This window comes from Kitasatospora sp. NPDC058444 (assembly GCF_042721415.1).
Lineage (GTDB): Bacteria > Actinomycetota > Actinomycetes > Streptomycetales > Streptomycetaceae > Kitasatospora.
Genome location: NZ_JBHXLL010000038.1, coordinates 40,132 through 54,264, shown reverse-complemented (window position 1 = coordinate 54,264; position 14,133 = coordinate 40,132). Strand labels below are relative to the sequence as shown.

The following is a 14,133-nucleotide window of genomic DNA, read 5'->3' as shown; positions in this document are numbered from 1 at the left end:
AGGACGGCTCAGCGCGGCGGCTCAGCGCAGCGGCTCGGCCCGCACCGCCAGCCGGGACGGCAGCACCGCCTCGATCCGGAACCCGCCGTCCGCCTCCGGCCCGCAGGAGAAGGTGCCGCCCAGCGCGATCACCCGCTCCCGCATGCCGACCAGCCCGTTGCCCCCGCTGGGCAGCTTCGCCGCGCCCCGCTCCCCGCCCGGACAGGCGTTCACCACGGCCACCCGCACCCCGTTCGGCGCGTACGAGAGCAGGACGGACACCTGTGCCCCGCCCGCGTGCTTGTGCGCGTTGGTCAGGCCCTCCTGGACGACCCGGTAGGCGGTCTGCTCGGCCTCGCCGGTGAACTCCTGCCGGCTGCCGCTGACCGTCAGGGTCACCGCCATCCCGGCGGCGCGGGACTGGTCCACCAGCCGCGGCAGCCCGGCCAGCGAGTCCGGCTCCGGCTGCCGCTCGTCGTCCATCCGCAGCACCCCGAGGATCTCGCGCAGTTCGTTCAGCGCCTGCCGGCCCACCTCGCCCATCAGCTTGGCGCTCTGCGCCGCCTTGTCCGGGTCCTTGCCGGCGATCCGCTCCAGCGCCCCGGCGTGCACCACCATCAGGGACACCCGGTGCGCCACCACGTCGTGCATCTCGCGGGCGATCCGGGTGCGCTCCTCCAGCCGGGCCCGGCGGGCGCGCTCCCGCGCCTGCTCGGCCAGCAGGTCCAGCTCGGTCTCCAGGCCGTGGGCGCGGTCCTTGAGCGACTCGATCAGCCGCCGCCGCGCGCCGACGTACAGTCCGGTCACCACCGGGGCGACGGTCAGTCCGACCGCGACCAGCACCGAGAGCAGGATCTGACCCCACAGCGGCGGCGGGTCCACCGGCGCGTCGCCGGGCGTCATCAGCGACAGCGCCATCACGGCGGCCGTCTCGGCGAAGGCCAGCGCGGACAGCGCCACCACGCGGCGCCGCCGCGAGGGCCACTCCCAGGTCGAGGCCAGCGTGTAGAGCGCCACCACCAGCAGCACCACGCCCAGCATCCCGGGCATCACCAGCAGCGTCACCAGCACCGGGACGGCCGGCCAGCGCCGGCGCACCACGAGCGAGCCGCCGGCCAGCGCGCCGAGCAGGGATATGCCGACCGCTCCCGCGGCGCTGACGTGTATCCGGGCGGAGAGGAAGGCGATCGTGCTGGCCGCGCACTCCACGGCGGCGAGCAGCGCCAGCCCGATGTCCAGGAAGGCGCTGCGCGGCCGCTTCCACCACCAGAACGACCGGACCCGCACGCGCTCCCCAGGCGACTTGCTCATGCCCCACAGCGTAAGCGGCAACCCCCTCCCCTCCCCACCGGGATCTCCCGGTACACCCGCCGAAGCCGTCAAGTGGTCCAGACCACAGGTGGCTTTCGGCGGCCCTGTCCGCCATCCGGCCACCTCGCGGACAGCACCGGCCCCGACACCTATGCTGGTCGCGTCGGACAGCGCGGTCCGCACGCGTCACACCCGCCACACGCGTGTGGACCTGTGACGATGAGCCGTTGCCGAACCCCACCACCACAGGGAGCCAGCCGTGACCGCTCCGGTCCCCACCCCGGCGGACAGCCCCACGCCCGTCGTCGCCGACAACGCCGCCCTGCGTGCGGACATCCGCCGCCTCGGCGACCTGCTGGGCGAGACGCTGGTCCGCCAGGAGGGCCCCCAGCTGCTGGGCCTGGTCGAACAGGTCCGTCTGCTGAGCCGCACCGACGGCGAGGCCACCGCCGAACTCCTCTCCGACATCGACCTGGACACCGCCGCCAAGCTGGTCCGGGCGTTCTCCACCTACTTCCACCTCGCCAACGTCACCGAGCAGGTGCACCGCGGCCGCGAGTTGGCCACCCGCCGCGCCCGGGAGGGCTCGCTGCTCGCGCAGACCGCCGACCAGCTCGCCGAGGCCGACTCCAAGCACCTCCAGGACACCCTGGCCCACCTCGCGGTCCGCCCGGTCTTCACCGCGCACCCCACCGAGGCCGCCCGCCGCAGCGTCCTCAACAAGCTGCGCCGGATCGGCGAACTCCTCGACCGCATCCACCGCGACGAGGTCACCTCCGGTCTGGCCGCCGCCGACCAGGCCCGCACCAGCAGCGCCAAGCGCTCCGCCGACCGCCGCCTGGCCGAGGTCATCGACCTGCTCTGGCAGACCGACGAGCTGCGCATCGCCCGTCCCGAGCCCACCGACGAGGCCCGCAACGCCGTCTACTACCTGGACGAGCTCTACCGCGAGGCCGTCCCCGAGGTCCTGGAGGAGCTGCACGAGGAGCTCGCCCGGGTCGGCCTGAACCTGCCCGAGGGCGTGCGTCCGCTCACCTTCGGCACCTGGATCGGCGGCGACCGCGACGGCAACCCCAACGTCACCCCGCAGGTCACCTGGGACGTCCTCAACCTCCAGCACGAGTACGGCATCAAGGACGCGCTCTCCGCGATCGACGACCTGCGCAACACCCTCTCCACCTCCGAGCGGCTGGCCGGCGCCTCGGTCGAGCTGCTCGCCTCGCTCAACACCGACCTGCACCTGCTCCCCGAACTCAGCCCGCGCTACAAGCGGATGAACGCCGAGGAGCCCTACCGGCTCAAGGCCACCTGTATCCGGCTCAAGCTGGAGAACACCCGCGAGCGGCTGGCCGGCGGCACCCCGCACGTCGAGGGCCGCGACTACCTCGGCACCCGCGAGCTGATCGCCGACCTGCGGCTGATCCAGGACTCGCTGCGCTCCCACCGCGGCGAGCTCATCGCCGACGGCCGCCTCGCCCGCGCCATCCGCACCGTCGAGGCCTTCGGCCTCCAGCTCGCCACCATGGACGTGCGCGAGCACGCCGAGGCCCACCACCACGCCCTCGGCCAGCTCTTCGACCGGCTCGGCGAGGAGGCCTGGCGCTACGCCGACATGCCCCGCGAGTACCGGCAGAAGCTGCTCGCCAAGGAGCTCCGCTCGCGCCGCCCGCTCGCCCCCACCCCGGCCCCGCTGGACGAGGCCGGCACCAAGACCCTCGGCGTGTTCAACACCATCCGCCAGGGCTTCGAGCGCTTCGGCGACGAGATCGTCGAGAGCTACATCATCTCGATGTGCCAGGGTGCCGACGACGTCTTCGCCGCCACCGTGCTGGCCCGCGAGGCCGGTCTGATCGACCTGCACGCCGGCATCGCCAAGATCGGCATCGTGCCGCTGCTGGAGACCACCGACGAGCTCCAGCAGGCCGACCGCATCCTCGACGAGATGCTCTCCGACCCCTCCTACCGCCTGCTCGTCTCGCTGCGCGGCGACGTCCAGGAGGTCATGCTCGGCTACTCCGACTCCTCCAAGTTCGGCGGCATCACCACCTCCCAGTGGGAGATCCACCGCGCCCAGCGCCGGCTGCGCGACGTCGCCCACCGCTACGGCATCCGGCTGCGCCTGTTCCACGGCCGCGGCGGCACCGTCGGCCGCGGCGGCGGCCCCTCGCACGAGGCCATCCTGGCCCAGCCCTGGGGCACCCTGGAGGGCGAGATCAAGGTCACCGAGCAGGGCGAGGTCATCTCCGACAAGTACCTGCTCCCCTCGCTGGCCCGGGAGAACCTGGAGCTGACCATCTCGGCCACGCTCTCCGCCTCCGCGCTGCACACCGCCCCGCGCCAGGCCCCCGAGTCGCTGGCCCGCTGGGACGCGGCGATGGACCGGGTCTCCGAGGCCGCCCACACCGCCTACCGCGGCCTGGTCGAGCAGGAGGACCTGCCGAAGTACTTCTTCGCCTCCACCCCCGTCGACCAGCTCGCCTCGCTGCACCTGGGCTCCCGCCCGTCCCGCCGCCCGGACTCCGGCGCCGGCCTGGACGGCCTGCGGGCCATCCCGTGGGTGTTCGGCTGGACCCAGTCCCGGCAGATCGTCCCCGGCTGGTACGGCGTCGGCTCCGGCCTCGCCGCCGCCCGCGCGGCGGGCCTCGGCGACGTGCTGAACGAGATGTACGGCGAGTGGCACTTCTTCCGCAACTTCCTGTCCAACGTCGCCATGACGCTGGCCAAGACCGACCTGCGGATCGCCCGCCACTACGTCGAGCAGCTGGTGCCCGGCGAGCTGCACCACGTCTTCGACGAGATCAAGGCCGAGCACGCGCTCACCCTGCGCGAGGTGCTCCGGCTCACCGGCGAGAACGAACTGCTGGAGCACAACCCGGTGTTGAAGCAGACCTTCGCCGTCCGCGACGCCTACCTCGACCCGATCTCCTACCTCCAGGTCGCGCTGCTGCGCCGCCAGCGCGAGGAGCTCTCGGCCGGGCGCCAGGACGACCCGCTGCGCGCCCGCGCACTGCTGCTGACCGTCAACGGCATCGCCGCCGGCCTGCGCAACACCGGCTGACGGCCGCCCGAGAACGGCCGAGGGCCGGCGTCCCGTCCGGGACGCCGGCCCTCGTCATGAGGTTCCCGGCCGAGCGTGGCGCCCGCTCCTGGCAGGGGCCCTACTCCGCTTCCTCGCCCGCGCGCCGGCGCTTCAGCCACAGCGCCGCACCGCCGGCCGCCACCACCAGGCCGCCGCCGACCGCCAGCAGCCCGGCGTCGGGGCCCATCGAGTCGCCGAGCACCGGGCCGAACTGCGCCGCCGCCGGCTCCGGGGAGACCGCCGGGTCCGACTCGGCCACCGGCTCCGCGTGCGCCAGGGCACCGCTCGACAGCAGCACGCCGGCCGCCCCCAGCGCGCCGGCCGTGCCGACCCGCCGTCCGAGCCGCTTCAGCTCGTCCCCCCGGCTCCGCCGCACTCGGCGGACCGGACGCATTCCCCGCATCGAGAACTCCCCAGGACTCGTTCGCGTACCGGGCCGACGCTATCCGATCCCGCACAGGGTTCTCACACCGATTCAGGTTTGGACGGGCAAGCGTTGTACGACTGTTGCGTACCCAGCACGGCGACCTGACGGACGGTCAGGCGGCCGTCAGGAGTTGTACGTGCCCTGGGCCCGCTCCAGCCCCTCGGACAGCAGCGCCTCCACCGCGTCCGCCGAGCGGTCCACGAACCACTCCAGCTCCTTGCGCTCGGTCGAGGAGAAGTCCTTCAGCACGAAGTCCGCGACCTCCATCCGGCCCGGCGGACGGCCGATCCCGCAGCGCACCCGGTGGTAGTCCGGGCCCAGCGACTTGGTGATCGACTTCAGGCCGTTGTGGCCGTTGTCCCCGCCGCCCAGCTTCAGCCGCAGCGCCGCGTAGTCGATGTCCAGCTCGTCGTGGACCGCGATCAGCGCCGAGGCCGGCGCCTTGTAGAAGTCGCGCAGCGCCGTCACCGGCCCGCCGGAGAGGTTCATGAAGGACATCGGCTTGGCCAGCACCACCCGCTTGCCCGCCAGTCGCCCCTCGGCCACCTGCGCCCGGCTCTTGTGCGCCTTGAACTTGGCGCCCATCCGCTGCGCCAGCAGGTCCACCACCATGAAGCCGATGTTGTGCCGGTTCCGGGCGTACTGCTCCCCGGGGTTGCCCAGCCCCACCACCAGCCAGGGGCCGTCGTAGTCCTCGCTCATTCCTTCTCTCCTCGCCTTCGCGCTCGACGTCATCATCCCGGACACACCGCTGCCCCGGTCGCTCCAGCGGGAGCGACCGGGGCAGCGGTCTCAGCACTTAAGCGCTACGAGGCTCAGGCCTCGGCGCCCTCGGCCTCGGCGGCCTCGTCCTCGGCCGGGGCGGCCTGGGCGGCGATGACCTGGAGCACGACGGCGTCGGCGTCGACGGCCAGCGAGACGTTGGCCGGCAGGACGATGTCCTTGGCGTGGACGGAGGCACCGGCCTCCAGGCCCTCGACCGAGACGGTGACGGCCTCGGGCAGGTGGGTGGCCTCGGCCTCGATCGGCAGGGCCTGCAGGACGTGCTCCAGCAGGTTGCCGCCCGGGGCCAGCTCGCCCTCGGTGTGGACCGGAATCTCGACGGTGACCTTCTCGCCACGCTTGACCAGCAGCAGGTCGACGTGCTCGATGGTGCGCTTGATGGCCTCGCGCTGGACGGCCTTCGGCAGGACGTACTCGTCCTTGCCCTCGATCGGGACGACCAGCAGGGCGTTCGGGGTCTTCAGGGCCATCATCAGGTCGTGGCCGGGCAGGTTCAGGTGAACCGGGGCGTGGCCGTGGCCGTAGACGACACCGGGGACGAAGCCGGCGCGGCGGGCGCGACGGGCGGCACCCTTGCCGAACTCGGTACGGGTCTCAGCGGCAATACGGATCTCGGACACGACTGCACTCCTCGTGGAAGATGGCGCGGGGGTGCAGGCAACGCGAAAAACCGCCGGGACCACACCCTCAGTACGTTCGGGGGTCACTCGGCGGCAACGGCCTGCCGGGCGGACGGGAATCCGGCACCGGCAGCGCGTCGATCACGGAGCGGGCGCCCGTCGAGCAGGCGCACGGCATCCCTCGCCGAGCAGTTTCACGAGTCTAACCGCACGGGCTTCGTCAGTGCACGCCCTCGAAGAGGCTGGTCACCGAGCCCTCCTCGAAGACCTCGCGGATCGCGGCGGCGATCGACGGGGCGATGGAGAGCGTGGTGATCTTGTCCAGCTGGAGCTCCGCCGGGGTGGGCAGCGTGTTGGTGAACACGAACTCGCTCACCCGCGAGTTCTTCAGCCGGTCCGCGGCCGGGCCGGAGAGCACCCCGTGGGTGGCCGCGACCACGACGTCCGCGGCGCCGTTGTCGAACAGCGCGTCGGCGGCGGCGCAGATGGTGCCGGCGGTGTCGATCATGTCGTCGACCAGCACGCAGACCCGGTCCTTGACGTCACCGACGACGTCGGCCGACAGGATGGTGTTGGCCTGGGTGATGTCGCGGCGCTTGTGGATGATCGCCAGCGGGGCGTCCAGCCGGTCGCACCACTGGTCGGCGACCTTCACCCGGCCGGCGTCCGGCGAGACGACGGTCAGCTTGGCGCGGTCGACCTTCTCGCCGATGTAGTCGGCCAGCAGCGGCAGCGCGAACAGGTGGTCCACCGGGCCGTCGAAGAAGCCCTGGATCTGCGCGGTGTGCAGGTCCACGGCCATCAGGCGGTCGGCACCGGCCTGGCGCAGCAGGTCGGCGACCAGGCGGGCCGAGATGGGCTCGCGGCCGAGGTGCTTCTTGTCCTGCCGGGCGTAGCCGTAGAACGGCAGGATCGCGGTGATGCTCTTGGCGGAGGCCCGCTTCAGAGCATCGATCATGATCAGCTGCTCCATGATCCACTGGTTGATGGGAGCCGTGTGGCTCTGCATCACGAAGCAGTCCGCACCGCGCGCGGACTCCAGGAAGCGGACGTAGATCTCGCCGTTGGCGAAGTCCAGGGCCTTGGTGGGGACCAGCTCGGTCCCGAGCGCCGCGGCCACCTCCCTCGCCAGCTCCGGGTGGGCACGGCCGGAGAAGAGCTTGAGCTTCTTCTCACCCGACGTCGTGATCCCGCTCACTGCACCGTCTCCTCGCGTTGCGGACGCTGAACCCCTGACCCGGGGGCGGGCAGGCAGGGCCCGATCGCGGCACGGGTTGGGGAATTGTCGGTACGCCTGGACACGGGCGGTAAGCCCAGTGGCGCACGCATGTCCCCAAGGTTACGCGCCCGCGCAGAAACCGTCCGCCTCGGGACCGGCCCCCCGGACCGCGGCCCGCTCGGTCAGGCCTGCTCGGCCCCGTCCTCCGCCGCCTTCGCGGCCTGCGCGGACGCCGTTCCGGGGCGCTTGCGCTCGACCCAGCCCTCGATGTTGCGCTGCGTGGCCCGGCTCACACCGAGGGCCCCGGCCGGGACGTCGCCGGTGATCACCGAGCCGGCGGCGGTGTAAGCGCCGTCACCGACGGTGACCGGGGCGATGAACATGTTGTCCGAGCCCGTGCGGCAGTGCGCGCCGATGACCGTGCGGTGCTTGTTCACGCCGTCGTAGTTCACGGTGACCGAGGCCGCGCCGACGTTGGTGCCCTCGCCGATCGTGGCGTCGCCGATGTAGGACAGGTGCGGCACCTTGGCGCCCTCGCCCAGCTCGGAGTTCTTGATCTCGACGTAGGTGCCGACCTTCGCCTTGCGGGCCAGCTTGGCACCGGGCCGCAGGTAGGCGTACGGACCGGCGGTGGCCAGCTCGCCCACCTCGGCGCGGTCGGCCGTGGTGTTGCTGACCCGGGCGCCGGCGCCGACCAGGGTGTCCTTGAGGGTCGAGTTCGGGCCCACCTCGCAGCCCTCGCCCAGGTGCGTGGTGCCCTGGAGCTGGGTGTTCGGCAGCACCACGGCGTCCAGCTCGTAGCTGACCTGCACGTCGAACCAGGTGGTCGCCGGGTCCACCACGGTGACGCCCGCGCGCATCGCCCGCTCCAGCAGGCGGTCGTTCAGCAGCCGGCGGGCCTGCGCCAGCTGGACCCGGTCGTTGATGCCCAGGATGTCCCGGTGGTCCTCGGCCACCACGGCGCCGACCCGGTGGCCCGCCTTGCGCAGGATCTCCAGGGTGTCGGTCAGGTACTCCTCGCCCTGCGAGTTGTCCGTGGTGAGCTCGCCCAGCGCCGCGACGAGCAGCTTGGCGTCGAAGGCGAAGACACCGGAGTTGATCTCGGCGATCGCGCGCTGGGTGGCGCTGGCGTCCCGCTCCTCGACGATCGAGGCGACGGTGCCGTCCTCGTCCCGCAGGATGCGGCCGTAGCCGAAGGGCTCGGGGACGACGGCGGTCAGCACGGTGACGCCGTTCTGCTGGGCCGTGTGGGCGTCGGCCAGCCGGCGCAGGGTCTCCCCGGTCAGCAGCGGCGAGTCGCCGGCGGTGACGATGACCGTGCCGTCCAGCGCCACGCCGTCGGCGGTCAGGGACTCCAGCGCCGTGCGCACCGCGTGCCCGGTGCCGTTCTGCTCCTCCTGCACCGCGGTGCGCGTGGCCGGGTAGTGCTCCGCCAGGTGCGCCTCGACCTGCTCGCGCTGGTGGCCGACCACCACGACCAGCTGGCCGGGCGTCAGTTCGCGGGCCGCCGAGACCGCGTGCCCCACCAGCGAGCGTCCGCACACCTCGTGCAGCACCTTGGGCAGCTTGTTCGACTTCATCCGGGTCCCGCCACCGGCGGCGAGCACGACAACGGCGGCAAGCGAATTGGCACCCATGCGGGGAGGCTCCTCGGTAGGTTCACAGAGAGGGCAGAGCAGGCCCGGCCCGGACCCAGGCCGGTCGCCATTCGCACAGTCCGCCGAGCAGCACCGACAATACCGGCGCATTGGGAAACGCCCGAACCCGAGGCGTGCAGAGGCTCCGCCGCTAGGATTCGAACCCAGACAAAGGCCTCCAAAGGGCCCTGTGCTGCCATTACACCACGGCGGACAGTCGTGTCAGACCCTACCCGAGAGGGCCCTGCCGTGGGTATCGACTTGCGTCGATCCACGGGCCCGATTCCGCCCCCGCCGCCGAACCCTCAGGGCCCGCGGTTCATCCATCCAGTCGGGTGAATTCACTCAAGCGCCGCGCGGCAGAGTGTTCCCCTGGACACGGAGCGCAACCTACGATGCCGTAGGTTACGCCAACGTAGCTCCGCTTCTCTCCCGCTTCCGGGACGCCGCAAAGGGACGCCCATGACCATCCAGGCCGGCGAGGCGCGCGCGGGGAACGCCGCGTCCCGCACTCCGTCTCCCGACTCCGAACCCGCCGTTCCCGTCGATCCCGCCGATCCCGTCGCGTCGGCCGATCCCGCCGCTTCGGCCGACGCCGTCGGGAGCACCGACGCCGACGCCGCGGCCACCCGGCTGTCCGCCACCCGTGGCGGGGAGAAGCAGGGTCTGGCCGAGCGGATCGCGCTCTCCCTGTTCATCCTCGTGCCCTTCGCCGCCCTGGTGGCCGCCGTCCCGGTGGCCTGGGGCTGGGGGCTGGGCTGGACGGACCTCGCGATCACCGTCGCCATGTACTACCTCACCTGCCACGGCATCACCATCGGCTACCACCGCTACTTCACCCACGGCGCCTTCAAGGCCGGCCGCCCGATGCGCCTGGCGCTGGCGATCGCCGGGAGCCTCGCGGTCGAGGGCCCGCTGGTGCGCTGGGTGGCCGACCACCGCAAGCACCACCGGTACAGCGACAAGGACGGCGACCCGCACTCGCCGTGGCGCTACGGGGACAGCGTCCCCGCGCTGATGAAGGGCCTGTGGTGGGCCCACATGGGCTGGATGTTCGACGAGGAGCAGACCTCCCAGCTCACGTACGCCCCCGACCTGGTGCGCGACCCGGCCATAAGGCGGATCTCCCGGCTGTTCTGGCTCTGGACCACCATCTCGCTGCTGCTGCCCGCGCTGGTCGGCGGCCTGGTGAGCCTGTCCTGGGAGGGGGCGCTGTCCGCCTTCTTCTGGGGTTCGCTGGTCCGGGTGGCGCTGCTGCACCACGTCACCTGGTCGATCAACTCGATCTGCCACGCCGTCGGACGCCGCCCGTTCCGCTCCCGGGACCGCTCCGGCAACGTCTGGTGGCTCGCCGTGCTCTCCTGCGGGGAGTCCTGGCACAACCTGCACCACGCCGACCCGACCGCGGCCCGGCACGGGGTGCTGCGCGGGCAGGTCGACTCCTCGGCCCGGCTGATCCGCTGGTTCGAGCTGGCCGGCTGGGTCCGGGACGTCCGCTGGCCGGACGCGCAGCGGATCGCCGCCCGCCGCGCCGCATGAGTCGGCGCTTCCAGCATGATGTAGGGGTGAACGGGAGCAGCGCAGACAGCACAGGCGGTCACCACAGCACGCGGACGGACGCGGCGCCCGCCACGGCGCCGGCCCGTCCGCGGCCCGCTGCACCGGCGGCCGGCACCGGAGACGACGGTCCGGAGCGGGGCGCCGGCGGCGGCTCGTCCTCGGCCCCGCGCCGCCGGGGCGGCCGGGTCCGGATGACCGGCAAGCAGCGGCGCGAGCAACTGCTGGAGATCGGCCGGACGGTCTTCGCGGAGCGCGGCTACGACGGCACCTCGGTGGAGGAGATCGCCGAGCGCGCCGGGGTGTCGAAGCCCGTGGTGTACGAGCACTTCGGCGGCAAGGAGGGGCTGTACGCGGTGGTCGTCGACCGCGAGATGCAGCTGCTGCTGGACATGGTGACCGGCGCGCTGACCGGCGGGCACTCGCGCGAGCTGCTGGAGCAGGCCGCCTTCGCGCTGATGGACTACATCGACACCTCGACGGACGGCTTCCGGATCCTGGTCCGGGACTCCCCGGTCGCCCAGTCGACCGGCACCTTCGCCTCGCTGATCAGCGACATCGCCACGCAGGTCGAGGACATCCTGGGCCTGGAGTTCAAGTCCCGCGGTTTCGACGCGCGGCTGGCCCCGATGTACTCGCAGATGCTGGTCGGGATGGTCGCGCTGACCGGGCAGTGGTGGCTGGAGGTCCGCAAGCCGGACAAGGCGACGGTGGCGGCGCACCTGGTGAACCTCGCCTGGCACGGGCTGGAGGGCCTGGAGCGGCACCCGAGGCTGGTCGGCGAGCGCAAGGGCTGACCCGGGCGGGGCCGGCTCCGGTCCGCCCCGGGCTCGCCCCCCGTCCCGGCTCACGCCCGTTCGGCTCGCCCCCGGCCCGGCTCACGCCCGTTCGGCTCAGCCCGACTGCCTGGTCCCCACGGCGAAGATCCGCCGGAACGGGAACACCGTCCCGTGCGGCCCGGCCGGGTAGGCCTCGCGCAGCAGCCGCCCGTACTCGGCGAGGAAGGCCGCCCGGTCGGCCGGGTCGGTGAGCCGGGTGAGGACCGGGCGCAGCGCGCTGCCCTTGACCCACTCCAGAACCGGGTCCGGCCCCGGCAGCAAGATCAGATAGGTGGTCTCCCAGACGTCCGGGAGGCAGTCGGCGGCCACCAGGGCGTCGAGGTAGCGCTCGGGCGGATGGACGCCGGCCCGGACGGTCCCCTCGCCGAGCGCCTCCCGCCAGCGGGCGCTGCGGCGCAGGTCGGCGAGCAGGGTGTGGCTGGGGGCGTCGAAGTTGCCGGGCACCTGGAAGGCGAGCGTCCCGCCGGCCCGCAGGGCGTCCGCCCAGCGCGGCAGCAGCGCCAGGTGCCCGTCCACCCAGTGGAGGGTGGCGTTGGAGACGATCAGGTCGGGCCCGGCCGGAGCCGGGTCGTAGTCGCGGGCGTCGGCGAGCAGGTACTCGGCGTCGGGCTCGCCCTCGCTGCGCGCGGTGGCCAGCATCGGGGCGGAGTTGTCGACGCCGGTGAGACGGGCCCGCGGCCAGCGCTCGCGCAGCACGGCGGTGGAGTTGCCGGGGCCGCAGCCGATGTCCAGGATCACCTCGGCACCGGGGTGCGGGAGGGCGGGGACGCGGGCGAGCAGATCGCGCAGCGGGCGGGTGCGTTCGTCGGCGAAGCGCAGGTACTGCGCCGGGTCCCAGACGGGGGTGGTCATGGTTCACCTCGCAGGTATCTCGACATCAAGATATCTCCCGTTAGCCTTGCTGGCACATTTCTCGATGTCAAGAGACTTCACATCGACACATCCACCGATACACTGATCGTCATGGAGGACGAGGTCGACAGGCTGGTCGCAGCATGGCGCCGGGAGCGCCCCGACCTCGACGTGGAGCCGCTGGAGGTGCTCAGCCGGGTCAGCCGGCTCGCCCGGCACCTGGACCGCGCCCGCCGCACCGCCTTCGCCGAGCACGGCCTGGAGCCCTGGGAGTTCGACGTCCTGACCGCCCTGCGGCGGGCCGGCTCCCCGTACCAGCTCTCCCCCGGCCAGCTGCTCACCCAGACCCTGGTCACCTCCGGCACCATGACCAACCGGATCGACCGGCTCACCGGCAAGGGCCTGGTCAAGCGCCTGCCCGACCCGGACGACCGGCGCGGCGTACTGGTCCGGCTCACCGACGACGGCCGCGACCGCGCCGACCAGGCGCTCGCCGGACTGCTGGCGCACGAACGCGAACTGCTCGCCCAGCTCACCTCCGGCCAGCAGACCGAACTCGCCGCGCTGCTGCGGCTGCTGGTCGCCCCGTTCGACAACATCCCGGGCTGACGACATACCGGACTGACGACGGCTCCGGGACTGCGGCTCAGGCCCGGCTCAGTGCCGCATCAGGTCCGGCTCAGGTCCGACTCAGTGCCGTTCGACGGTGCCGACCACCGAGGGCGGCGGGGGTACCGCCGACTCGGCCGGACTGACCCCGGCCCGGCGGGCGACCGCGACGGCCGCCAGCGTGGAGTGCACCCCGAGCTTGCCCAGCACGTTCTGCATGTGCGTCCGGACGGTGTGCGGCGACAGGTAGAGCCGCTCCGCGACGGCCTGCCGACCGAGGCCCGCGACCATGCAGCGCAGGATCTGCTTCTCCCGCGGGGTCAGGGTGTCCACCAGCCGCTCGCTCTCGGTGCGGTCCCGCCGGGCGGTGGTGAGCTCGCGGATCACCCCGGTGAGCAGCGCGGGCGGCAGGTGCGTCTCGTCCCGCAGCACGCCCCGGACCACCGCGAGCAGCCGGGCCAGCGAACTCTCCTTCGCCACCCAGCCGGTGGCGCCCGCGTGCAGGGCGCGGGCGGCGCGGAGCGGGTCGTCGGCGGTGGCCAGGACGATCGCCCGCAGCCCGGGGTGGGCGCGGCGGAGGCGGGCCAGCAGGGTGATGCCGTCGGGCGGCGGGGCGGCGGGTCTGAGCTGGTCGCCCCGCAGCGGGTCCGCGGCGGATCGGGCGCCGGCGCCTGGCGGCAGACCGCCCGTCGGCGGAACCGGCGCCCCCGGCGGTACGGCCACCCGGCGCGGTTGCGGCACGGGCGGGGCGACGCGGCCGCGCCGGGCCTCGTCGCCGTGCTCCACACCGGGCCTGCGGCGGGCGTGCGCGCCGCCGGCTCCCGGTGCACCCGGCGCTCCCGGTCCGTGCGGGCCGGTGACTCCGGGCCCGCCGGGTAATCCGGCCGGGCCGGCCGCTCCGAACGCCCCGGCCGCGGCGGCGGCACTGCCGCCACTGCCCGGGGCCTCCACGCCGAGATCGGCGTCGATCAGTGCCACGTCGTAGGCCCGGCCCTCGCCGGCCGCGCGTTCCAAGGCCCGCTCGGCGGCGGCCGCGCTGCCCGCCGCCCCCACCTCCACGTCCGGCTCGGCGGCCAGTGCCGCGGCCAGTGCCTCGGCGAAGATCCGGTGGTCGTCGACCACCAGGACGCGAATCCGCCCCATTGTCCCTCCCCCTGCTCAGACCGCCCGAGCCCGGGGACGGGGACCGGCCCGGCGCCCGCGTTCCGGATCAGCCGTTCC

At 73.1% G+C, this 14,133-nt stretch carries 12 protein-coding genes and 1 tRNA gene; 4 read left to right on the top strand and 9 right to left on the bottom strand.

Going from position 1 to position 14,133, the window contains the following annotated elements:
* Positions 1–21: 21 nt before the first annotated feature.
* Positions 22–1,290: a sensor histidine kinase gene (locus ACFWP2_RS30300; RefSeq protein WP_380457296.1), complete on the bottom strand. Its 1,269-nt coding sequence runs from the start codon at positions 1,288–1,290 to the stop codon at positions 22–24.
* Between the two features lie 259 nt (positions 1,291–1,549).
* Between ACFWP2_RS30300 and ppc the strand changes: the two genes are divergently transcribed.
* On the top strand, positions 1,550–4,348 hold the full coding sequence (gene ppc, locus ACFWP2_RS30295) for a phosphoenolpyruvate carboxylase (protein ID WP_380457294.1): 2,799 nt from the start codon (positions 1,550–1,552) through the stop codon (positions 4,346–4,348).
* A 100-nt stretch (positions 4,349–4,448) separates the two neighbouring features.
* Here ppc and ACFWP2_RS30290 read toward each other — a convergent pair whose 3' ends face one another.
* The 6 genes from ACFWP2_RS30290 to ACFWP2_RS30265 all read right to left on the bottom strand — a co-directional run bounded on the left by ACFWP2_RS30290 (position 4,449) and on the right by ACFWP2_RS30265 (position 9,269).
* A complete protein-coding gene (locus ACFWP2_RS30290) occupies positions 4,449–4,745 on the bottom strand; it encodes a hypothetical protein (protein ID WP_380457292.1) in 297 nt (98 codons plus the stop codon).
* Positions 4,746–4,919: 174 nt separating this feature from the next.
* Positions 4,920–5,498 carry an aminoacyl-tRNA hydrolase gene (gene pth / locus ACFWP2_RS30285; RefSeq protein WP_380457290.1) on the bottom strand — a complete coding sequence of 193 codons (579 nt, stop codon included), beginning with the start codon at positions 5,496–5,498 and terminating at the stop codon, positions 4,920–4,922.
* A 113-nt stretch (positions 5,499–5,611) separates the two neighbouring features.
* Positions 5,612–6,199 carry a 50S ribosomal protein L25/general stress protein Ctc gene (locus tag ACFWP2_RS30280; RefSeq protein ID WP_380457287.1) on the bottom strand — a complete coding sequence of 196 codons (588 nt, stop codon included), beginning with the start codon at positions 6,197–6,199 and terminating at the stop codon, positions 5,612–5,614.
* Positions 6,200–6,419: 220 nt separating this feature from the next.
* Complete coding sequence (locus ACFWP2_RS30275; RefSeq protein ID WP_380457285.1) at positions 6,420–7,397, bottom strand: ribose-phosphate diphosphokinase; 978 nt, start codon at positions 7,395–7,397, stop codon at positions 6,420–6,422.
* Positions 7,398–7,600: 203 nt separating this feature from the next.
* Positions 7,601–9,055 (bottom strand): bifunctional UDP-N-acetylglucosamine diphosphorylase/glucosamine-1-phosphate N-acetyltransferase GlmU, encoded by a 1,455-nt coding sequence (gene glmU / locus ACFWP2_RS30270; RefSeq protein ID WP_380457283.1) that lies wholly within the window; start codon positions 9,053–9,055, stop codon positions 7,601–7,603.
* Positions 9,056–9,198: 143 nt separating this feature from the next.
* Positions 9,199–9,269: transfer RNA gene (locus ACFWP2_RS30265), tRNA-Gln, on the bottom strand.
* 248 nt (positions 9,270–9,517) lie between these two features.
* Between ACFWP2_RS30265 and ACFWP2_RS30260 the strand changes: the two genes are divergently transcribed.
* Both ACFWP2_RS30260 and ACFWP2_RS30255 read left to right on the top strand, forming a co-directional pair.
* Positions 9,518–10,594: an acyl-CoA desaturase gene (locus ACFWP2_RS30260; RefSeq protein ID WP_380457281.1), complete on the top strand. Its 1,077-nt coding sequence runs from the start codon at positions 9,518–9,520 to the stop codon at positions 10,592–10,594.
* A 212-nt stretch (positions 10,595–10,806) separates the two neighbouring features.
* Entirely contained in the window at positions 10,807–11,409 is a 603-nt protein-coding gene (locus ACFWP2_RS30255) for a TetR/AcrR family transcriptional regulator (RefSeq protein ID WP_063780418.1), read from the top strand.
* Positions 11,410–11,505: 96 nt separating this feature from the next.
* Here ACFWP2_RS30255 and ACFWP2_RS30250 read toward each other — a convergent pair whose 3' ends face one another.
* Complete coding sequence (locus ACFWP2_RS30250) at positions 11,506–12,303, bottom strand: methyltransferase domain-containing protein (RefSeq protein ID WP_380457279.1); 798 nt, start codon at positions 12,301–12,303, stop codon at positions 11,506–11,508.
* Positions 12,304–12,414: 111 nt separating this feature from the next.
* Here ACFWP2_RS30250 and ACFWP2_RS30245 point away from each other — a divergent pair, with 111 nt between their 5' ends.
* Positions 12,415–12,912, top strand: a complete 498-nt coding sequence (locus ACFWP2_RS30245; RefSeq protein ID WP_360351434.1) for a MarR family transcriptional regulator — start codon at positions 12,415–12,417, stop codon at positions 12,910–12,912.
* Positions 12,913–12,993: 81 nt separating this feature from the next.
* On the opposite strand, the gene ACFWP2_RS30240 is transcribed toward ACFWP2_RS30245, so the two are convergent.
* Complete coding sequence (locus ACFWP2_RS30240; protein ID WP_380457276.1) at positions 12,994–14,055, bottom strand: LuxR C-terminal-related transcriptional regulator; 1,062 nt, start codon at positions 14,053–14,055, stop codon at positions 12,994–12,996.
* Between the last annotated feature and the right edge of the window lie 78 nt (positions 14,056–14,133).